The organism is Sphingobium sp. 22B (assembly GCF_001580035.1).
In the GTDB taxonomy this organism is placed as follows: Bacteria; Pseudomonadota; Alphaproteobacteria; order Sphingomonadales; family Sphingomonadaceae; genus Sphingobium; species Sphingobium fuliginis.
Map to the genome: position 1 here is coordinate 14,426 of NZ_LTAB01000030.1, position 20,762 is coordinate 35,187.

Sequence of the window (20,762 nt, forward strand, 5' to 3'; positions counted from 1 at the left end):
GCTCACCGCAGCTTCAGCGTGGCGAGGCCGGCCAGCGCCAGCACGAAGGAAATGATCCAGAAGCGGATCACGACGGTCGGCTCGGCCCAGCCCAATTGTTCGAAATGATGGTGGATCGGCGCCATCTTGAACACGCGCTTGCCGGTGCGCTTGTAGAAGAAGACCTGGATGATGACGGACATCGCCTCCACCACGAACAGCCCGCCGATCACGCCCAGCACGATCTCATGATGCGCGGTGACGGCGATCACGCCGATCGTGCCGCCGAGCGCCAGGCTGCCGGTGTCGCCCATGAAGACGGCGGCGGGCGGCGCGTTGAACCAGAGGAAGGCGAGGCCCGCCCCGATGATCGCGCCGCACAATATGGTGAGGTTGCCCGCTCCCGGCACATGCGGAATGCCAAGATAACCCGCAAAGTCGGCGCGCCCGACCAGATAGACGATGGCCATGAACGCCATGCAGGCGATGATGACCGGCATCGTCGCAAGCCCGTCCAGACCGTCGGTCAGGTTCACCGCATTGCCGAACGCCACGATCACGAAGGCCGCGAAGAGGAAATAGAACGGCCCCAGTTCGATCGCCGGACCATTGTAGAAGGGCACGTACAGCGCGGTATTGCCATGCTGGCTGACGATCAGCCACGCCGCGAAACCGGCGATCAGGAACTCGAAGGCCAGGCGCATCTTGCCCGAAAGCCCCTTGTGGCTGGCTTTCGTCACCTTGTCATAATCGTCGAGGAAACCGATGGCGCCGAAACCCAGCGTCACGAACAGGCAGGCCCAGACATAGATGGAGGAAAGGTCCATCCACAGCAGCACCGACGACACCATGGACGTCAGGATCATGAGGCCGCCCATGGTCGGCGTGCCGCGCTTGGCGAGGTGCGTCTGCGGGCCGTCGTCGCGGATCGGCTGCCCCTTGCCCTGCCGCACGCGCAGCCATCCGATGAAGCGCGGCCCGATCAGCAGGCCGATGATGAGCGCGGTCGCGATCGCCGCGCCCGCCCGGAAGCTCAAATAGCGGATGAGGTTGAACACACCCGCGAAATCCATGGTCTGGGCAAGCCAGTAGAGCATCAGTTCTTTGCTTCCTGTAGCGCGGCGACGAGGCGCGAGAGGCCGATGCCGTTCGATCCCTTCACCAGGACCGCATCGCCCGCGCGTATTTCATGTCGAATGAGGTCGGTGGCGCTGGCTGCGTCGGATACATGGTCGAAGGCGATGACGCCGCCCAGCGCTTGCGCCAGCGGCTCCATCTCCTCGCCCACCAGCACCGCATAATCCACCTGGCCCGCCGTCAGCGGTTCGACCAGCCCGGCATGCAATTCGCGGCTGCGGTCGCCCAGTTCGCGCATCCCGCCCAGCACGGCAATGCGGCGCTCCGCCTGCTCCCGGCCCAATTGCCTGAGCGTCGCCGTCATGCTCAACGGATTGGCGTTATAGCTTTCGTCGATCAGCAACGCCTCGCCGCCCTCGACAGGCAGGATGCTCCGCTGACCCCGACCCGGAAGGCCCGGCATTTCCGCCAGCGCCAGTCCCGCCGCCGCCAGATCGCCGCCCAGCGCCTCCACCGTCGCCAGCACCGCCAGAGCGTTGGAAACCCAATGTTCGCCCGGAGCCCCCACGGTGAAGCACAGTTCGACGCCCGGCAGCGCCGCCGTGACCAGCGTGCCGCCGCCCACCGCAGGCACGGTTTCGCGGGCGCGGACATCGGCCTCCGGATCGAAGCCGAAGGTCAGGATTCGTGCCGCATGCTTCTCCGCCTTGGCATAAAGGGTCGCGACATGCGGGCTGTCATAGGGGATGACCGCCGTGCCGCCCGGCTCCAGCCCCTCGAAAATCTCGGCCTTGGCCTCCGCGATCTTCTCCTCGGTGCCGAAAAATTCGATATGGGCCGGCGCGATGGCGGTGACGATGGCGACATGAGGCCGTACCTGCCGGGTCAGCGCCGCCAGTTCGCCGGCATGGTTCATGCCCATTTCGAACACGCCAAAGGCGGATTCGCGCGGCATGCGCGACAGGCTCAGCGGCACGCCGACATGATTGTTGTAGCTCTTGACGGAGCGGTGGACCTCCCCCGGACAGATGCGGTCGAGCGCATGGAACAGCGCCTCCTTGGTGCCGGTCTTGCCCACCGATCCGGTGACGCCGACCACCTTGCCCTGCATCCGCGCGCGGGAGGCGCGACCAAGATCCTCCAGCGCCGCCGCGCTGTCGGGCACCAGCACATGCGGCTGCGCGATCGGCTGGCTGACGATGGCGCCCGCCGCGCCCTGACCTAACGCCTTGTCGACGAAGCGATGTCCGTCCGTGGCCTCGCCCTTCATCGCGACGAACAGGTCGCCGCCCGTCACTTCGCGGCTGTCGAACGCCACGCCAGAAACGGCGAAGGGCGCCGAAGCGACGCCCCCCGTGGCCTGCGCAATCTCTTCGGAGGTCCAGAGTGCGCTCATCCGGCGCATTCCCGCGCCACGGTCACATCGTCGAAGGGCAGCACCCGGTCCCCGATGATCTGGCCCTGCTCATGCCCCTTGCCTGCCAGGAGGACAATGTCGTCCGCGCCTGCCTGAGCGATGGCGGCGGCGATGGCGGCGCGGCGACCGCCAATCTCCTCCGCGCCCGGCGCGCCCGCCATGACGGCGGCGCGGATGGCGGAGGGCTCCTCCGAACGCGGATTGTCGTCGGTGACGATGACATGGTCGGCAAGGTCCGCCGCCACCTTGCCCATTTGCGGCCGCTTGCCCGCGTCGCGATCCCCGCCCGCGCCGAACAGCGCGATCAGCCGACCCCGCGTATGCGGCCGCAGCGCCTCGATGGCGGCACGCAACCCGTCGGGCGTATGGGCATAGTCGACATAGACCGGCGCGCCCGTCCGGGTGATGACGGCCCGCTCCAGCCGCCCGCGCACGGGCTGCACCCGGCCCAGCAGTTCCAGCACCTTGCCCGCATCCTCGCCACCGGCAATCACCAGGCCGGCGGCGGTGAGCGCATTGGCCGCCTGATAGGCGCCGATCAGCGGCAGGTTGACCTTGTGGCTTTTGCCTTCAACCTCGACGTCCAGCGTCTGGCCCAACTGGGTCGGGGTGCGGTTGGCAAGGCGCAATGCCTGCCCCTGCACCCCGACGCTCAGCACACGAAGCCCCCGCTTCGTAGCCCGCTGGATAACCTTTTCCGACCATGCGTCATCGGCCCAGACGACCGCCGCGCCCTGCGGCTCGACCACCTCGTCGAACAGCCGCATCTTGGCATCAAAATAGCTGTTCATGTCGCCATGATAATCGAGATGATCCCGCGACAGGTTGGTGAAGGCGGCTGCCGACACGGGCAGTCCTTCAGTGCGATATTGCGCCAGCCCGTGGCTCGACGCCTCGAACGCGGCATGGGTGATGCCCTCGCGCTTCAGGCCCGACATGTTGGCGAGGAAGGTCACGATGTCCGGCGTGGTGAGCCCGGTGGAAACCTGATCCACGGAGGTGGTCACGCCCAGGGTGCCGATGGAGGCGGATTTATGCCCCAGCATCCGCCAGAGCTGCCGGGTCAGTTCGACGGTGGAGGTCTTGCCGTTGGTCCCGGTGACGGCAACGGTCACCTCCGGAAACGGCGCGAAATAGCGCGCGGCAAGCTGCGCGAACAGGCGGCGGGGGTTGTCCGACGCGATATGGATCGCGCCGTCCACCCGCGCCTCCGGCCGGGCGACGACCGCCACTGCCCCTGCCTGCACGGCGGCGGGAATGAAGTTCTCGCCATTGACCCGCGCTCCCTGGAAGGCCCCGAACACCGTGCCCGGCGCGACCTTCCGGTTATCGATCGCGAAGCCCGATACCGGCAGGTCCAGCGACGCGCCTGTATCGAGCTTCGCATCCAGCCCCTCGATAAGCGACCCGAGGCGCATTATTCTTTCTCCTTGTCGCCGTGCAACAGCGGCATGAGGTCGGAAATGTCGACGTCGCGCCGCTCGTCGGGCAGCACGCCCAGCATCGGCCCGGTGCGTTCCACCACCCGCTTCACGACCGGCGCCGCCGTCCAGGCGGCCGTGCGCAGGCCATATTGACCCGTCGCCTCGTCCATGGTGACGAGGACCACATAGCGCGGATTGTCCATCGGGAAGGCAGAAGCGAAAGTCGTCACCAGCGAAGTCTTGTTATACCGGCCCTCTTGGGGCTTTTCGGCGGAACCCGTCTTGCCGCCCACCCGGTATCCCTTGGCGTCGGCGCTGCGACCTGTACCCGCCGCCACGATCATGCGCAACAGTTGGCGCATGCGCGCGCTGGTCGCGGCGGAGAAGACGCGGCGGCCCTCCGGCACCTCGTCCGCCTTCAATTTGCGCAGGGTAGCGGGCCGCCACAGTCCGCCGTTCACCAACGCCGCATAAGCCGAAGCGAGATGCAAAGGCGTTACGGCGATGCCATGGCCATAGGAAACGGTCAGCGTCGTGATGCGCCCCCAATTGGCCGGCCAGAGCGTGCCTGCCCGTTCATTGAGCTCGATCGGCGCGCGCTGATCGAAGTGCAACTCCCGGAAAAGATGCTGCAAAGGCTCCGCGCCCATCTGGTCGGCGATCCGCGCCGTACCGATGTTGGAACTGTGCACCAGGATTTCCGGCACGTTGATCCAGCGGCCGAGCGGATGGTCGTCCTTGATCCGGAAGCCCGCAATGGCGAGCGGCGCCGTCGCGTCATAGGTCTTCGACATGGAAGTGACGACGCCGCGATCCATCGCCGCGGCAATGGACAGCGGCTTGAACGCCGATCCCAGTTCATAGCGCGCCTGCACCATATGATTGCAGAGCGGCGATTCGCTGCAACTCTTGCCCGCATAATTTTGCAGCTTGTTGGGATCGAACACGGGAATCGACGCCATGGCGATCACCTCGCCGGTATTGGCGTCCAGTATCACGCCGCCCGCCCCCTTTGCGCGGGTCTGTACGAGCTGCGCGTACAGCTCGCTTTCCAGCGCGCCCTGCACGCGGCTGTCGATGGACATGGCGAAGGGCTGGCCGCGCAGCGCCGCATCGGTCAGCCGGTCGTTGAACGCCGCTTCCACGCCCATGCCGCCCTTGCCGTCCGTATTGGGCGCAAAGCCCATCACATGCGCCGCCAAGGTGCGCTGCGGATAGAGCCGCTCCTTCTCGCGCGGGAATTCGATGCCGATCTCGCCCAGGGCGTTCACGGCCGCCACCTCTTCCGGCAACGCGCGACGGCGCAGATAGGCCCAGCCGCGCCCGGTCAACTTCTTGTGGAAGGCGGCTTCCGGTTCGTCGGGGAATATCTCATGCAGCTTACGGGCCAGTTCGGACGGGTCGCCGATCAGCCGCGAAGGCCGCACCGCAATCGAATAGGCATCCATGGTGCGCGCCAGCGGCACGCCGTTGCGGTCGACAATGTCGGCCCGCGCAGGAAGGCCGCCCATCGCGTCGCCGCCCCGCCCGTTGCCGGCGAAGACCCCCACCCAGCTCAGGCGCAGAATCAATACCGCCGTGATCGCCATGAACAGGATCAGCAGCAACATCAGCCGGTTATGCGCGATCGCCGTCAGGTCGACGCGCTGCTTGCCCGCTCTCGCGCCGCCCGGCTGAACGATGATCGTCGCCATCTAGCGATCCCCCTTGGCGCGCTCGCGCTTCGCCTTGGCGCTGATGTCCCCCAGCGTGCTGTCGTCGAGCAGCTTCGCGTCCAGCATCGCCATCCGCTCCGCGCGGCGGGCGACAGGATTGGGCTTCGTCGTGTCGGCGTCCTCCTTCGCCTTTTCCTTGGGCGTCTTGACGGGCGGCGCCTTGGCGATCTTGTCGACATTGTCCGCCGCATGCGCCTCCCGGATCACGGCGATGTCGCTGCGGATCTGGGTCGGCGCGGGGCTGGCGGGCGCGGCCTGCGGCGCCGACGGCAGATCGGCGGGCGTCTGCACCATCGCCACCATCACCGGGGGCGCGACATAATCGGGCCCATTGGGCTGCACCCCGTCGAGATGCGCCAGCGCCCGCTCGCCCGCCAGATATTGCTGGGCGGTGGGCGTCGCATACATGAAGTCGTCCTGGTTCCAGCGCTCAAGCTGCCGCATGTTCGCCCGCGCGCTGAACTCGGTCTCCAGATAGCGGATGTCGGCCTTGGCCCGCGCGATCTGCGCCCGCACCTTCATCAACTCATTACGCTCGGTCGCGACCTTGAGCGACACCAGATAAGCGCCCAAGGCCCCCAGCGCGACCAGAAGGATCCAGATCAGGCTCTGCAATCTCTTGACCGCGATCATGAGCGGGGTTTCCTGTCTTGGGTTCGGCGGGGGGAAACAGGGGCGGACGTGCGAACGGCGCTGCGCAACGTGGCGGATCGGGAGCGGGGGTTGCGCGCCAGTTCCGCCATGCCAGGCCGCACCGCCTTGGCTGGCCTTTCGAAAGTCGGCGCGGGACCGGACTGGAGTTGGGGCAAATGGCGCGATCCGCTCGCCTCGCTGCCGCTGCGGTTGCGCAGGAACTGCTTGACGATGCGGTCCTCCAGGCTGTGGAAGGTGACGACCGCCAGCCGGCCGCCTTCCTCCAGCATCGCCTCGGCCGCTTCCAGCCCCCGCTCCAGTTCCTCCAGCTCGCGATTCACATGGATGCGGATCGCCTGGAAGGTGCGGGTGGCGGGGTCCTTCTTGTCATACGGCTTGTGGCCAAGCGCCTTGCGCACGACGCCGGCGAGTTGCCCGGTACGCTCCAGCGGCCGCGCCTCGACGATCGCCTTCGCCACGCGGCGCGAGCGGGGCTCCTCGCCATAGCGATAGAGGATGTCGGCAATCTCCTGCTCGGGGGCATTGTTCAGGAAATCGGCGGCGCTCATCCCGCTCTGGCTCATCGTCATGTCGAGTGGCCCGTCGCCCTGAAAGGAAAAGCCCCGCTCCGGCCGGTCGAGCTGCATGGACGAAACGCCGATGTCCAGCGTGACGCCGGAAACCGATGTCACGCCCCGGTCCGCCAGCAGTTGCTCCATCCGCGAAAATTCGCCCGCGATCAGGGTGATGCCCTTTGCGTCGGCCAGCGCCTGCCCTTCGCGAATCGCGTCGGGATCGCGGTCGAAGGCGAAGACCCTCGCCCCCTTGTCCGCCATGGCGCCCGAATAGCCGCCCGCGCCGAACGTGCCGTCGACATGGACCTCGCCGGGGTTGATGGCGAGGGCGTCGAGCACTTCGTCGATGAGCACCGGAATATGGCGCTCGGGGTCCTTGGCATGATCGGCGGAAGCGCTCACCTGGCCCCTCCCGCCGTCCGCTGGTCCAGCCAGCGGCGAACCTTGTTGCGGATCAGTTCCGGCCGGTCCTTGCTGTCGACCAGCGTTTCCGGCTTCCAGATCTGGATGTAGCGACCCACGCCATAGAAGAAGACGGCGTCGGTAATGCCATATTCCTCCTTGATGTCGGGATGCATGGCGAAGCGGCCGCCGTCATCGAAATTGACCTCCTCGATCGTGCCGAGGCGGCGCTCCAGTTCCAGATCGGCATCATAGTCGCGCCCCGCGGCGCGCGCTTCGCGGGCCAGTTCCTCGACTTCGGTGAACAGATGGCGGCGGTGCGATTCGCCAAAGCCCGTGGCGCAGGGGTTGCCGCCATGGACCGAGAGGAAAAGCCGGGTTTCATTGCCGCTGGACAGCTTGACCTGCCGGCGCATCTCCAAGGGCAGCACGAAACGGCCCTTGCCGTCCGCGACGCTGAATGCGTTGCCCGTATAGAGAATGACTTCCGACACTTTTGGACTGCTGCCCCTCTGTTTCCGGGGCGCAGGCTATCGCCAGCCGGATTCGCGCAGAGACGAACCGGCTCACAGGACTAGCAAAGCCTGACAAACCCCTATGGCTTTCAAATACCAAGCCACGGGGTGCAAGAAAAGGGATATTTTGGGAAAAGCCGGGAAATCCTGTTTTGTTCTGGTAATTAACCCTCTTTAAATGGCGTTGGCCGGGCAGGACGTGGCGAAGAAAGGTCCAAGGGAGCCGCCCCGCGCCGCCGGAAAAACACGGTTCCCAAGGCCGCCCAGAAAATCCCGACGAGGACCGCCCAGCGAACGGCGTTGACCAGCGCGTCACCCGACCGGACCCAGCGCCGCCCTGCCGGAAGCGTGGCGCCCAAAGCTTCCGCCACGAACTGCGGGGTATCGGCGGTCCATTGTCCGGGCTCCAACGACGCGGCGGCATCCGCGAGCCAGAGCCTGTCGTCGATCAAATCGGCATCCGCGACGATGGTTGCGCTGCCCTTCCCCACCATGCAGCGCGCCACCAATCCCCGCCCGGCGATGCGGCACTTCGGCCCAGCATCCTCGAAACCGGAGGCGGAATAGACGGTCAACACCCGCCCATCGCCCAGAAAATGACGCTTTTCGCCCGCGCTGGGGGGCATCAGCCTGACGCCCCAATATTCGATCATCGCCGCGAGCAAGGTGACGGCCGGCGGTCGCCGCCGGTCGCCCAACGGCAGGTCCATCGGCCAACGCAGTTCCGGATCGGCCAGGACCAGCGCCTTGCCGCCCCGGCTGATCCATCCGTTCAATGCGACCAGTTCATCCATCGAAAAAGCCCGCGGCTGGGCCAGGAGAAGCGTCTTGGCAGGGCTGTTTTCCAGAGCGAGCGGCGAATCGAGCGGGCTCAGGTCGAATCGCTGGCGGAGGACGGTGACGATGGGCGCATCCACCTGGGCGCCATCGCGCCAGAATAGCGGCAGTCCGGTGATGACGGACAATTTGGCAGGATGAGGCGCGCGCTGAACAGCCGGCTCCTGAGCCAGCCAGCACGCCGCGAGAGCCAGCAAGGCCAGACCCATCGCAGCAATCCGCCCTGTTCCTGCGAAGGCAGGAACCCAGTCCCGCCATTTGGACCGGGCGGTCGCGAGCCATTCGTCTCTCTCGAGCGCCTTGGTGGGAATACGGAACATCAATCCCGCAAACATGGCCGCCAGCATCACCGCAAGCAACCAAAGCACGGGCAGCAAAGCCGGCACGCGCCAAGCCGCCAGAAACGCGCAGGACAGCACCGTCCCAATCGTTCCCAGCCCGGCCCACCACGCCGCCCCGTCCCCTAGCCGCGCCTTCAGCACAGCGGCCATCGGGATCGACAGCAATGCCGGAACCATCCAGCCCCGAGGATCGACCTGCCCGGTCCGCAGCAGCGCGGGCAACCCGCCGAGCAGCACCAGGAGCCCGGGCAGAGCCAGCATCACAAATGTCCGAAGCGCAGCCTTCAAGCCGAACCCGCCAGCATCAGCGCGAAGCCGGCGGAATCTCGCGATCCATGGGTTTCTTGAGATTGGGGTCGGGTTGCAGGTCCGGCACGATCGGCGCCTGCTCCGGCGCGGGCTGCACGCCCAGTTCCGCCAGCGGCTCCTTGGGCGATACCGCATTCACGTCCAGCGTGGGCACGGTCGGCGGCGGCACCGTCGGATCGTCTATCCGCGCCTTGTCGATCACGATATTCGCCAGACCCACGAGCAACACCACGCCCGCCAGCCCGGTGAGGCCAATCTGGACACGCTGCAACCCTTCCTGTTGGCGGGGTGTTTCAGCCATGAAGCGCTCTTTTTTATCGCCGCCGCGACCTGTGTCGGCGGTCAACGAGTTTGCGCGAGCCAGGGGAAGACAGTCAAGCCCTTCAATTCCAGCCATTCGCGATTATAAAGTGTTGAAAGATAACGGAATCCGGTATCGCACAGGATCGTGACGATCCGCTTGCCGGGCCCAAGACGCTTCGCCAGCGCGACCGCGCCCGCGACATTGATGCCCGACGACAGGCCCAGGCACAGCCCTTCCTCGGCCAGCAGACGCCGTACCCAGAGCAGCCCTTCCTCATCGGAAATGCGAAACTGGGTATCGATCGGCGCGCCCTCCAGATTGGCGGTGATGCGTCCCTGCCCGATGCCCTCGGCTACCGAAGACCCTTCCGCCTTCAGCTCGCCATGGGCATAATAATTGTAAAGCGCCGCGCCATGCGGATCGCTGAGCGCGATGGTGATATTCTCGTCATGCGCCTTCAGGCCCAGCCCGACGCCCGCGATCGTCCCGCCCGTACCCGCCGCGCAGGTGAAGCCGTCGATCTGCCCGTCCATCTGGGTCCAGATCTCCTCGGCCGTGCCGATGATATGCGCCTTGCGGTTGGCGATATTGTCGAACTGGTTGGCCCAGATCGCGCCTTCCGTCTCTTCCGCCAGGCGGCGGGAGGTGTGGACGAAATGGCCGGGATTGGAATAGGGCGCCGCCGGCACCGTCACCAGCTCTGCGCCCAGCGCGCGCAGCGTGTCCATCTTCTCGCGGCTTTGCGTCTCCGGCATGACGATGATCGTCCGATAGCCCTTGGCGTTGGCGACCAGCGCCAGCCCGATGCCGGTATTTCCCGCCGTCCCCTCGACGATGGTGCCGCCGGGCTTCAACAGCCCCTTTTCCTCCGCATCGTTGACGATGAACAGCGCCGCGCGATCCTTTACCGAAGCGCCGGGATTGGCGAATTCGCATTTGGCGTAAATATCGCAACCCGTCTCTTCGGAAGGGCCGGCAAGGCGCACCAACGGCGTGTTGCCAATCAGGGCGAGACTATCTTTCTGAACCAGCATGGCTTCCGCATAGCGGACCAGATACGCGCTTGCCAAGCAACGGATTGATGGCCGCGCGAAAGTCGGGATTGTCGCTGGACTCGTTAAGCTTTGCATCCTCCACCGTCTCAGACCGGGACAGGCCGGATTCCGCGGGGGAACTGGCGAGGCTTTTCCCCTATGATGGCGCCAATATGCGGATTTTCGGGGGAAACGGGGCTTTGAAGGGCCAGCGGACAGGGGTGAGGCACGGTGTCGTCGCCGCGCTGGCGCTGCTCGCCCTCGCTGCGCCGCGCCTGATCACTGCGGCACCGCCTGACCTGCTGGCCGCCAACCATGCGCAGGATGATCCCGCGGAGAAGCCCGGTGAGAATTTCCCCGGATCCGCCTTCTTCTTCGCGCAGGGCGCCTTCGATCCCGCGCCCGGCGCCGCAACGCTGCGAAGCGAGCATGTACTTGGGCTTGATGCCGTGCAGGCTGCTCCCGCCATGGCTTTCCGGGGCCTGACCGCGCTCGACAGCTATCGGGCGCTCAACTGCCTGACATCCGCCGTCTATTATGAGGCGGGGAGCGAGCCGGAGGACGGGCAACGCGCCGTGGCTCAGGTGGTGCTGAACCGCGTCCGCAACCCCGCCTGGCCCAAGAGCGTGTGCGGCGTCATCTACCAGGGGTCGGAACGCACTGACTATCGCTGCCAGTTCACCTTCAGCTGCGACGGCTCCATGGCGCGCGGCGCGAGCGCGGACGGATGGTCGCGCGCCCGCCGCATCGCCGCTCAGGCGCTTTCCGGCATGGTCTATCGGCCCGTCGGCCTTGCCACCTATTATCATACGCTGGCGGTGCGACCCGAATGGGCCGGCGCGATGCGGCCGGTTGCCGTGATCGGCGCGCATATCTTCTACCGCCCGCCCGGTGCCGGTGGCACGGCCGCCGCTTTCCGCATGGCTTATTCGGGGCGCGAAACACAGTCGGGGCCTGCCCGACTGGCATTGACCGCGAAGTCCCCGATGTTCGATCCCATGGTGGCGGAACCCGTCACGGCATCCCCCGCGCCCGCCGTGCCCGTCACCGGGCCTTTTGTCCCTCTGTCCCCCGATGCGCCGGGCCTTCCCCAATCGACGATCCGCCCCGAATATCGCAACAGCGGCCGACCGCTGATCTGACGAGCGTTTTTTGCGGAAAAATGCCGATTATTTTATGGTTACCGTTTTAGAAACCAATCAAACCGTTGAAAAATAACGAAATAAATTTCTCATCATTTTTTCGGACCTGGGGAACCTAATCCTTCCTTCATGGGTTCTGCACTGCGGATAGCAAATCTTTTGCCCCCCGCTCTTGCTATCCAAAAAAACATGAGCCCGGAACGCATCTCCCCCCCCCCGACGCGTTCCGGGCTCAGAATTTTTTAGCCAACTCCCGGAAATCAGAGATATTTTCGCTCTCGGAACGCTTTTCCGGGCAGCGGGTTGTTCAGTGGTCACCGGCATGACGCCCGGTTGAAGCATTTCCTGCCAGCTATGCAGGACAAAGGCTCTGAAAAGGAGACGATGATGACCAGGAAGATATTGGCCGCCCTTCTATTGACCGGTTCGTTGATGGTTGCGGCCTGCAACACGGTCGAAGGCGCCGGCAAGGACGTGCAAAGCGCCGGCCAGGCGGTCGAAAACGCCGCCAACTGATCAGATGGAAAGGCTCGCTTCACAGCGAGCCTTTTTTCAACCCGCAGCGTCAGCCGCTTCGCTGGTGGCCAGATCCTTGGCCTGCTTCCGGTCGGTGAACCAGATGGCGACGATGGTGATTTCATAAAGCGCCAGCAGCGGAATCGCCAGCATGAGCTGCGAGACCACGTCCGGCGGCGTCAGCACCGCCGCCAGCACGAAGGCGGCCACGATCATGTAGCGGCGCAGGCCAATCAACTGCGCCCGGCTCACAAAACCGGCGCGGTTGAGCAGCATCAGCAGCACCGGCATCAGGAAGCTGATGCCGAAGGCGAGGATGAACTGCATCACCAGCCCCAGATAACTGTCCGCGCTCGGCAACGCCTCCACCTGCAGGCCGCTGCTGTTGCCCTGAAATTCCAGGAAGAAGTGGAAGGCCGTGGGCATCACCACGAAATAGGCCAGCGATGCGCCCATGGCGAAGAGGAAGGGCGTGGCGATGAGGAACGGCAGCAGCGCCTTCTTTTCCTTCGCATAGAGCCCCGGCGCGACAAAGGCCCAGAGCTGGTTCGCGATGATCGGAAAGGACAGGCAGAAAGCGCCGAAGACCGCGATCTTCACCTGAACGAAAAAGGCTTCATACAGCTTGGTGTAGACCAGCCGCCCGCCATCGTCGCCAAAGGCTTCCTTCAGCGGATGGACCAGGATCGCGAACAACTGCTCGGAGAAATAGAAACAGATCGCGCCCGTTATGAACAGCGCATAGACGCATTTGAGCAGCCGTCCGCGCAGCTCTATCAGATGGTCGAGCAAAGGCGCCTTGCTGTCGTCGATGTCCTTCATGCCGCCGCGTCGTCCTTCCGCACCGGTTCCTGCGCCACATAGGGCGGTCCGTCCGTCGCTGGCGGGGCGACATAGGGGGGCGCTTCGCTGGCCGGGGCCGATTCGGCGACGAAGGGCGGCACCTCTCCGGCTGCCGCTGCGGCGGCGGGTGCTGGCAATGCGCCGGTTTCACCGGCGGTTTCAGGCGCAAGCGTCTCCGGCGGATGCTCTTCCATGATCCGCTTGTTCTGCGCGGCCCATTTCTTCTCCAGTTCCTCCAGCTCCACCTCGCGGACCATCGCATCGATGCCGGTGCGGAAATGGCGCGCCATGGACTGCGCCTTGCCCACGATCTGCCCCACCTTGTAGAGCGCGCGCGGCAGGTCCTTCGGGCCGATGACGATCACCGCGATGATGACGATCACCAGAAGTTCAGACGAATCGATACCAAACATGCGTGCCTACCGCCCCGGCCGAAGGAAAAATCAGGCCTTGGTCTTTTCTTCCGTCGCGGTGGGCGCGTCCTGTTCGGGCACGCGATGGCCCTCGATGCGCGTGGCGGGCTTGGTGGGCACGTCGTCGTCCTCCATGCCCTTCTTGAAGCTCTTGATGCCCTTGGCGACGTCGCCCATCAACCCGGAGATGCGGCCGCCGCCGAACAGCAGCATGACCACCAGGAGAACGATGACCCAGTGCATCAGCGAAAAGGAACCCATTTGAACACACTCCTGAAACTGCGTCTTATCTAGAGTGATTTCGCGTGAAATGGAAATATTTCACGGCCCGGAAATCACGGCGAACAAACCCGCAGATCATGTTTCGGCCCGACAGGGGGCCAAGCATGATCTAGGCGTCTTCCTCATCATTTTCCACAACGGATTGGGCGCCCAGACCCTCAAGCGCCAAATCGACGGGATCGAGCAGGCCGGCGGCCCGCAAGTCGTCGATACCCGGCAGGTCCCTGCGGCTGCTAAGGCCGAAATGTGACAGAAATTCTACCGTGGTGGCATAGATCAGCGGCCTTCCCGGCACCTCCCGGCGCCCGGCGGGCCTGACCCAGCCCGCCTCCATCAGCACGTCCAGCGTGCCTTTCGCCACCTGAACGCCGCGAATGGCCTCTATCTCGGCCCGGCTGACAGGCTCATGATAGGCGATGATCGCCAGCGTCTCCATGGCGGCGCGCGACAGCTTGCGCGTTTCGTCCTTCTCCCGGCGAAGGATATGGGAAAGGTCGGCCGCCGTCTGGAAATGCCAGCGCCCGCCCCGCTCGACCAGATTGACGCCGCGCCCCGCATAATGACCGCTGATCGTCGCCAGCGCGGCGGCAAGATCGCCCGCCTCCCCCACATGCAGCTTGATTTCGCCCAGGGTCAGCGGCTGTTCCGATACGAACAGCACGGCCTCCACCGCACGAAGGAAATCGTCCTGTTCCTCGATCACAATAGGCGCCCCGCATTCGGTTCCGGCACGGCGGCCCGCAGGAAAATGGGTTCGAAAATCCCGTCCTGCTGGATTTCCAGCCGCCCCTGCCGCGCCAGTTCCAGCGCGGCGACGAAACTGCTGGCCAATGCCGATCGTGCCATCGGCCCATCCTGCCCGCTCGGCAGGAAGGCTTCAAGCGCGGTCCAGTCGATCGCCGCCCCCACCAGCGTGCCGACGCGCTGTATCGCCTCGTCCAGGGTCATGACCGGCCGCACCGCGACCATATGCACCACCGGCTGCGTCCGCGCACGGACCTGGCCGTAGGACTGGATCAGGTCGAACAGGCTGGCCGCCCATTTCGCCTTGCGGACGAGGCGCAGGCCTTCGGGCCTTTCGCGGACGAACACGTCGCGGCCGATGCGGTCGCGCGCCATCAGCCGGGCGCCCGCCTCCCGCATCGCCTGAAGCCGCTGGAGCCGCAATTGCAGACGCAGCGCCAGTTCCTCGGGGCTGGGTTCGGGCTGCGCCTCCCTCGGCAGCAGCAGCGAGGATTTGAGATAGGCCAGCCACGCCGCCATCACCAGATAGTCGGCCGCCAGTTCCAGCTTCAGCTTCCGCGCGCCCTCTATATAGGCGAGATATTGTTCGACCAGCGCGAGGATGGAGATTTCGCGCAGGTCGACCTTCTGCGTCCGCGCCAGCGCCAGCAGCAGGTCGAGCGGCCCCTCCCAGCTTTCGAAACTGACGGTCAGCATGTCGGGCCGGGCCGCGGCGGCAGGGGCGAAGAGGTCGTCCATCGCTAGCAGGGCGCTTTCCGGCAATCGGCGCCCCGCCTCACGCCGGCACCATTGCCAGCAAGGCGTCGCGGGTGGCGAGCAGTTCCTCCAGCGGCGGTCCCCCGGGCGGTGCGCCGCTCGACGCCATCGCCCGGTCCAGCCTTGCCTTCGCCTCGGTCCCGATGTCCGGCAGCAGGCCGGCAATGCCGACCATATCGTCCATCCGCCCCCAGCAATTGAGCGCCAGATCGCAGCCTGCCGCCACCGTTGCCGCCGCCAGTTCCGGGATGCTGCCCTTCAACGCCTTCATGTCCAGATCGTCGGACATCAGCAGCCCGGCAAAGCCGATCCGCCCACGGATGATCGTGTCGATCACGGAACGGGAGAGGCTGGCCGGCAGGTCGGGGTCCCAGGCCGTATAGACGACATGCGCCGTCATCCCCATGGGCGCATCCTTCAACGCCTGGAACGGCGCCAGATCGATCGCCAGCGCATCCTCGTCGGCGGTGACGATGGGCAGTTCATGATGGCTGTCGACCATCGCCCGGCCATGCCCGGGCATATGCTTGACGATGCCGACCACGCCACCATCGGCCAGCCCTTCGATCACCGCCCGTCCCAGCGCTGCGACCCGTATCGGCTCCGCGCCAAGGGTGCGGTCGCCCATGATGTCGCTTGCCCCTTCCTGCCGCACGTCGAGCAACGGCAGCGCATCGACGGTAATGCCGACTTCCGCCAATGTGGTGGCAATGGCCCGCGCATTGGCATGGGCCGCCGCGATGGCGCTGGACGGAGCGATTTCGTAGAGCTTGTCGAACACCGCGCCAGGAGGAAAGCTGGGCCAGACCGGCGCCTGCATCCGCGCGACCCGGCCGCCTTCCTGATCGATCATGATGAGCAGATCGTCCCGGCCATGCAACGCACGCAGATCGTCGGTCAATGCGCGAAGTTGCCCCCGATCCACGATATTGCGGCGGAAGAGGATGTAACCCGCCGGATCGGCCTCCGCGAAGAAGGCGCGTTCATCGGAAGTCAGTGTCTCGCCGGAAAGGCCGAAGATAACGGGTTTCATGCGGAGCGATGGTAGCGGCTGAAAGCGGCTCTGTCGAAGGGGTTGTTCCGGCCTTGCCGCAGGATCGGTGGGATTTGGCCGAGGGACATAAATGGGCGGGTCCAAGACATTCCCCCTCCCGCCTGCGGGAGGAGGAATGTTTCAGGACGGCCATTCCCGGCCAAGTCCCATTCCCCTAATTCACCACCATGCAGCTTTCGCCCGCGACCTTGAGCTTGCCGCAGAGGGTACTCGCCTGCCCGCCCGCCGCCGCGCGCAGGCGATAGACGGTGCTGCCGCCCACCTCGGCCTGCTCGATCGACATGGGCAACGGCTCCAGATAGGTGAAGCGCTTGGACAGCCGCTTCCACGCATCCTTGGCGAAGGCCTGGTTGCCATAGGCGCCAAGCTGGATCATGCCGCCGCCCGCCGGCCGGGCCGCCGCCGTCGCCGGCCGGGCGCTGGTCTCGTCCGCCACGCGCGCCGTGACGCTCTGCGACGGCTTGCCTTGCACAGCGGGGCGCGCATTATCCGCTGTCCCGGTCGGCGTGATCGGCGCCTCCGGCACGCGGGTCGGATCGATTCGCCCGTCACGCGCCACGCCCTCGCTCGCGGCATAGCTGGCATCGCCCTCACCATCGAACTTCTTGGCGTCGGCTTCCTTGGCCGGAATCTTATAGTCGCCGGCAGGCGCGGCGATCAGCTTACCCTCGCCCCCGGCGCCGCCCGTCCGGTTCTGGATCAGCCAGACCCCCGCGACGACCGCGCCGATCAGGACCAGGCCAAAGAGAATGAAGCCCAGCAGCCGCAGCGGCGACAGCCCCGGTTCCTCCTCATCCTCGATGGCGGGTTCCAGCCAGGGCAGACGCTCCTCATCGTCCAGGTCCAGCCTTCCCCGCGCATAATCGCCCATCTCGATCAAACTCCGCCGGTCATTGCATCTCGTTCAGGGCCGCAACGCCCATCAGCGCCAACCCGTTGCGGATGATCTGCCCGATTCCCCGGCTCAAGAAAAGCCGCGCGGAAGTGGTGGCCGGATCGTCCGTCAGGATGACCCGCGCCCGCGGATTGTCGTTGCCCAGATTCCACCAGCTATGGAAGGCCGAAGCCAAGTCATTGAGATAGAAGGCAATGCGATGCGGTTCACGGGCCGAAGCCGCCCCCTCCACCACACGCGGGAACTGCGCGGCGAGCTTCACCAGCCCCAACTCCTCCGTCCCAAGGCGGGACAGGTCGGGCGCGGGCAGGTCGATCCCCGCCTCCTCCGCCCGCCGTCCGAGCGAGGAAATGCGCGCATGGGCATATTGCACATAGAAGACCGGATTGTCCTTCGACGCCTCCACCACCTTGGCGAAGTCGAAGTCCATCTGCGCGTCGGCCTTGCGCGTCAGCATGGTGAAGCGGACCACATCCTTGCCCACTTCGCGAACCACATCGGCCAGCGTCACGAAATTGCCGGCGCGCTTGGACATCTTCACCGGCTCGCCGTCGCGCAGCAGGCGGACCATCTGGATCAGCTTGACGTCGAAGCGCGCCTTGCCCTCCGTCAGCGCGGCGACGGCGGCCTGGATGCGCTTCACCGTGCCGCCATGGTCCGCGCCCCAGATGTCGATCAACTGGTCGGCCGTCTGCGCCTTCTGGAAATGATAGGCCATGTCGGCGCCGAAATAGGTCCAGCTTCCGTTCGACTTCCTGATCGGCCGGTCCTGGTCGTCCCCGAATTTCGTCGAGCGGAACAGCGGCAGTTCGACCGGCTCCCAATCCTCCGGCGTCTCGCCCTTGGGCGCTTCCAGCACGCCGTCATAGACGAGGTCGTGCGCGCGCAGCCATTTTTCGGCCGCTTCGGGCTTGCCTGCCGCCTGCAACTCGGCCTCGGAAGAGAATATGTCATGATGGATGCCCAGCAGCGCCAGATCGCTGCGGATCATCTCCATCATCGCCGCGACCGCTCTGGTGCGGAACGGCACCAGCCATTCGCTCTCCGGCGCACCGACATATTTGTCGCCATATTCGGCGGCCAGAGCCTGCCCCACCGGCACCAGATAATCGCCGGGATAAAGACCCTCGGGAATCTCTCCTACCGCCTCGCCCAATGCCTCGCGATAGCGCACATGCGCCGACCGGGCGAGCACGTCCACCTGCCCGCCGGCATCGTTGATATAATATTCGCGGATCACCTTGTGCCCGACATGCTCCAGCAGCGTGGCGAGCGCGTCGCCCACCACCGCGCCCCGGCAATGGCCCATATGCATGGGGCCGGTCGGATTGGCGGAGACATATTCGACGTTGACCGTCACGCCCTCGCCCGTCGAGGAGCGGCCATATTCCTCCGCCTCCGCATGGATCGCGGCGAGTTCCGCCCGCCAGGTGGCGTCGGTCAGCTTCAGGTTGATGAAGCCTGGGCCGGCAATCGATGCGCTCTCTACCTCGTCCAGCCTTTCCAGGCCCGCGACGATCTTCTCCGCCAGCGCGCGCGGATTGCTGCCGGCGGGCTTGGCCAGCACCATGGCGGCGTTGGTGGCAAGATCGCCATGGCCTGGATCGCGCGGCGGTTCGACCGTCACCGGCTTGCGGTTGAGGCCGGCGGGCAGCGTGCCGTCAGCCTCCAGCGCGTCGAGCACGGCATCGAGATGGGCGGTGAAGCGGTTGTAAAGAGACACTGGGCGAACTTTCTACCAGGACCCGTTCACCCTGAGCCTGTCGAAGGGTCGCCCTTTTTCTTCAAGAAACAAGGGCTTCGACAAGCTCGGCCCGAACGGGGAAATGAACTGAGCTAAGCTTAGCGGGTCGCGTTGTAACGGAGCTGATCCTGGGTCAGGTTGAAACCCACGAGCAGCTCGAAGCTGGTTCGCTGCAAGGCCGCCTTGACGTCCGGCTGCGCGAAGGGGTCGATCGCCGCGTCGGCATCCCCCGCCTTGCGCTTCTCCGTGATCTTGCGCTGGATGTCGGCCGGCAGCGTCGCGGCGGCCCTGTTCACATAGGAGCCGGCCTTGGCGGTCGTGGTGGCGCGATATTGCCCCGCCGGAAAGTCGAGCACCACCTGGCCAACACGCTTGGCGACGACGGCGTTGCCGCCCCGCACCACAGCGGAATAATAAGGCAGCGTCACCTGCCGCGCCGCGCCCGCATCGCTGCGGCGGGCGTTCACGGTGAAGGTCGCCTCCGTGTAAAGCTGGTCCCCTTCCGAGCAGGTGGAGCGCAGGTTGGTGATCTCCGCCACCACGTCGATCGCACGGGCATCCGTGCTGCCCGCCGGATTGAACAGGGTGACGTCGCCGGTCTGCGCCGGGATCGCCGCGACGGGACAGGCCGATCGCACGGCCACGATGCCGCCGGTGGGATCGATTTCGCCCCGCTGGGAACAGCCCGCAAGGGCCATGGCGATCATTCCGGTCAGCGCAAATCGAGAAAAGGTCACAGGCAATCCCTTGGGAACAGGCGTTGGGCTTCTTATCCATAGCCCGTCCCCCACGCAACTCAAACTGCACAGCGCGGCAAGGAAGCGGCTTTCCTCCAAAGCCACATTGGCCTAAGCGGCAGGCATGACCGATCTTCCGCCCATGAAGCTGCTGATCGCCGCCCCGCGCGGCTTTTGCGCCGGTGTCGACCGCGCCATCGTCATCGTCGAAAGGGCGATCGAGAAATATGGCGCGCCTGTCTATGTCCGGCACGAGATCGTCCACAACAAATATGTGGTCGACGGACTGAAGGCGAAGGGCGCGATCTTCGTCGAGGAACTGGACCAGGTTCCCGACGGCTTGCCCGTGGTCTTTTCCGCCCACGGCGTTCCCAAGACGGTCCCGGCCAAGGCGGAGGAGCGCGGGCTCGACTATCTGGACGCCACCTGCCCGCTGGTCAGCAAGGTCCACCGCCAGGCCGAACGGCAGGTGGAAGCGGGGCGCCATATCCTCTTCATCGGCCATAAGGGCCATCCGGAGGTGATCGGCACCTTCGGTCAGGTCGAGGCGGGGCATATGACCCTTGTCGAAACGGTGGAGGATGCAGAGGCCTTTACCCCCGCCGATCCCGACAATCTCGCCTTCCTGACGCAGACGACGCTGTCCGTCGACGACACTGCCGCGATCGTCGCCACGCTCCAGCGCCGCTTCCCCACCATTCATGCGCCCAAGGGGGAGGACATCTGCTACGCCACCTCCAACCGGCAGGCGGCGGTGAAGGCCATCGCCGCCCGGTGCGACGCCGTCTATGTGATCGGCGCGCCCAACAGCTCCAACTCGCTGCGGCTGGTCGAGGTGGCGGAGCGCGAAGGCACGCCCGCTCGCCTGATCCAGCGCGCGGACGAGATCGACTTCGCCTGGCTGGAGGGCGTGAACACGCTGGGCCTTACCGCCGGCGCATCCGCCCCCGAAGTGCTGGTGCGGGAAGTGGTGGACCGGATCGGCGAAAGATTTTCCGTGGCGGAGGAACAGGTCGAAACCGCGCGGGAAAGCATTGCGTTCAAACTCCCCCGCGGACTGGAGGCCGCGTAACT

At 65.5% G+C, this 20,762-nt stretch carries 22 protein-coding genes; 3 read left to right on the forward strand and 19 right to left on the reverse strand.

Going from position 1 to position 20,762, the window contains the following annotated elements:
• Positions 1 to 2 precede the first annotated feature (2 nt).
• The 10 genes from mraY to A0J57_RS20635 form a co-directional block, all read right to left on the reverse strand.
• Positions 3 to 1,076 (reverse strand): phospho-N-acetylmuramoyl-pentapeptide-transferase, encoded by a 1,074-nt coding sequence (gene mraY / locus A0J57_RS20590; protein WP_025550622.1) that lies wholly within the window; start codon positions 1,074 to 1,076, stop codon positions 3 to 5.
• Complete coding sequence (gene murF, locus A0J57_RS20595; RefSeq protein WP_061939086.1) at positions 1,076 to 2,452, reverse strand: UDP-N-acetylmuramoyl-tripeptide--D-alanyl-D-alanine ligase; 1,377 nt, start codon at positions 2,450 to 2,452, stop codon at positions 1,076 to 1,078. Before murF ends, mraY begins: the two co-directional genes overlap by 1 nt.
• Positions 2,449 to 3,891 (reverse strand): UDP-N-acetylmuramoyl-L-alanyl-D-glutamate--2,6-diaminopimelate ligase, encoded by a 1,443-nt coding sequence (locus A0J57_RS20600; protein ID WP_061939088.1) that lies wholly within the window; start codon positions 3,889 to 3,891, stop codon positions 2,449 to 2,451. The genes murF and A0J57_RS20600 overlap by 4 nt, the downstream gene beginning before the upstream one ends.
• The gene (locus tag A0J57_RS20605; RefSeq protein WP_061939089.1) at positions 3,891 to 5,591 is read right to left on the reverse strand and encodes a penicillin-binding protein 2; all 1,701 of its coding nucleotides are present in this window, start codon (positions 5,589 to 5,591) and stop codon (positions 3,891 to 3,893) included. The genes A0J57_RS20600 and A0J57_RS20605 overlap by 1 nt, the downstream gene beginning before the upstream one ends.
• Positions 5,592 to 6,245, reverse strand: coding sequence for a hypothetical protein (locus tag A0J57_RS20610; RefSeq protein WP_025550614.1), 654 nt, complete (start codon positions 6,243 to 6,245; stop codon positions 5,592 to 5,594).
• Positions 6,242 to 7,222: a 16S rRNA (cytosine(1402)-N(4))-methyltransferase RsmH gene (gene rsmH / locus A0J57_RS20615; RefSeq protein WP_061939091.1), complete on the reverse strand. Its 981-nt coding sequence runs from the start codon at positions 7,220 to 7,222 to the stop codon at positions 6,242 to 6,244. Before rsmH ends, A0J57_RS20610 begins: the two co-directional genes overlap by 4 nt.
• On the reverse strand, positions 7,219 to 7,716 hold the full coding sequence (locus A0J57_RS20620) for a division/cell wall cluster transcriptional repressor MraZ (RefSeq protein ID WP_061939093.1): 498 nt from the start codon (positions 7,714 to 7,716) through the stop codon (positions 7,219 to 7,221). The genes rsmH and A0J57_RS20620 overlap by 4 nt, the downstream gene beginning before the upstream one ends.
• Positions 7,717 to 7,901: 185 nt before the next feature.
• Positions 7,902 to 9,176: a hypothetical protein gene (locus A0J57_RS20625; protein ID WP_235600923.1), complete on the reverse strand. Its 1,275-nt coding sequence runs from the start codon at positions 9,174 to 9,176 to the stop codon at positions 7,902 to 7,904.
• Positions 9,177 to 9,219: 43 nt separating this feature from the next.
• The gene (locus A0J57_RS20630) at positions 9,220 to 9,525 is read right to left on the reverse strand and encodes a hypothetical protein (RefSeq protein ID WP_044660141.1); all 306 of its coding nucleotides are present in this window, start codon (positions 9,523 to 9,525) and stop codon (positions 9,220 to 9,222) included.
• Between the two features lie 41 nt (positions 9,526 to 9,566).
• Positions 9,567 to 10,562, reverse strand: a complete 996-nt coding sequence (locus tag A0J57_RS20635) for a cysteine synthase A (RefSeq protein WP_044662761.1) — start codon at positions 10,560 to 10,562, stop codon at positions 9,567 to 9,569.
• A gap of 173 nt (positions 10,563 to 10,735) precedes the next feature.
• On the opposite strand from A0J57_RS20635, the gene A0J57_RS20640 reads away from it, so the two are divergent.
• Positions 10,736 to 11,704 carry a cell wall hydrolase gene (locus A0J57_RS20640; protein WP_061939114.1) on the forward strand — a complete coding sequence of 323 codons (969 nt, stop codon included), beginning with the start codon at positions 10,736 to 10,738 and terminating at the stop codon, positions 11,702 to 11,704.
• Between the two features lie 387 nt (positions 11,705 to 12,091).
• Complete coding sequence (locus A0J57_RS20645; protein ID WP_025546951.1) at positions 12,092 to 12,220, forward strand: entericidin A/B family lipoprotein; 129 nt, start codon at positions 12,092 to 12,094, stop codon at positions 12,218 to 12,220.
• Between the two features lie 36 nt (positions 12,221 to 12,256).
• Here the strand turns inward: A0J57_RS20645 and tatC are convergent, their stop codons facing one another.
• The 9 genes from tatC to A0J57_RS20690 form a co-directional block, all read right to left on the reverse strand.
• The gene (tatC, locus tag A0J57_RS20650; protein ID WP_025546953.1) at positions 12,257 to 13,042 is read right to left on the reverse strand and encodes a twin-arginine translocase subunit TatC; all 786 of its coding nucleotides are present in this window, start codon (positions 13,040 to 13,042) and stop codon (positions 12,257 to 12,259) included.
• Positions 13,039 to 13,476: a Sec-independent protein translocase protein TatB gene (gene tatB / locus A0J57_RS20655; RefSeq protein ID WP_025546955.1), complete on the reverse strand. Its 438-nt coding sequence runs from the start codon at positions 13,474 to 13,476 to the stop codon at positions 13,039 to 13,041. The genes tatC and tatB overlap by 4 nt, the downstream gene beginning before the upstream one ends.
• A 30-nt stretch (positions 13,477 to 13,506) precedes the next feature.
• Complete coding sequence (locus A0J57_RS20660) at positions 13,507 to 13,737, reverse strand: twin-arginine translocase TatA/TatE family subunit (protein ID WP_007685564.1); 231 nt, start codon at positions 13,735 to 13,737, stop codon at positions 13,507 to 13,509.
• Positions 13,738 to 13,867: 130 nt separating this feature from the next.
• Entirely contained in the window at positions 13,868 to 14,461 is a 594-nt protein-coding gene (gene scpB, locus A0J57_RS20665; protein WP_025546958.1) for an SMC-Scp complex subunit ScpB, read from the reverse strand.
• A complete protein-coding gene (locus A0J57_RS20670) occupies positions 14,458 to 15,240 on the reverse strand; it encodes a ScpA family protein (protein ID WP_044660143.1) in 783 nt (260 codons plus the stop codon). The genes scpB and A0J57_RS20670 overlap by 4 nt, the downstream gene beginning before the upstream one ends.
• A 37-nt stretch (positions 15,241 to 15,277) precedes the next feature.
• Positions 15,278 to 16,291: a beta-N-acetylhexosaminidase gene (gene nagZ / locus A0J57_RS20675; protein ID WP_061939095.1), complete on the reverse strand. Its 1,014-nt coding sequence runs from the start codon at positions 16,289 to 16,291 to the stop codon at positions 15,278 to 15,280.
• Between the two features lie 175 nt (positions 16,292 to 16,466).
• On the reverse strand, positions 16,467 to 17,183 hold the full coding sequence (locus A0J57_RS20680) for an SPOR domain-containing protein (protein ID WP_025546963.1): 717 nt from the start codon (positions 17,181 to 17,183) through the stop codon (positions 16,467 to 16,469).
• A gap of 19 nt (positions 17,184 to 17,202) precedes the next feature.
• The gene (gene argS / locus A0J57_RS20685; RefSeq protein WP_044660145.1) at positions 17,203 to 18,930 is read right to left on the reverse strand and encodes an arginine--tRNA ligase; all 1,728 of its coding nucleotides are present in this window, start codon (positions 18,928 to 18,930) and stop codon (positions 17,203 to 17,205) included.
• Between the two features lie 119 nt (positions 18,931 to 19,049).
• Entirely contained in the window at positions 19,050 to 19,658 is a 609-nt protein-coding gene (locus tag A0J57_RS20690) for a hypothetical protein (protein ID WP_037481428.1), read from the reverse strand.
• 154 nt (positions 19,659 to 19,812) lie between these two features.
• On the opposite strand from A0J57_RS20690, the gene ispH reads away from it, so the two are divergent.
• The gene (gene ispH, locus A0J57_RS20695) at positions 19,813 to 20,760 is read left to right on the forward strand and encodes a 4-hydroxy-3-methylbut-2-enyl diphosphate reductase (protein WP_048575439.1); all 948 of its coding nucleotides are present in this window, start codon (positions 19,813 to 19,815) and stop codon (positions 20,758 to 20,760) included.
• The last annotated feature ends 2 nt before the right edge of the window (positions 20,761 to 20,762 follow it).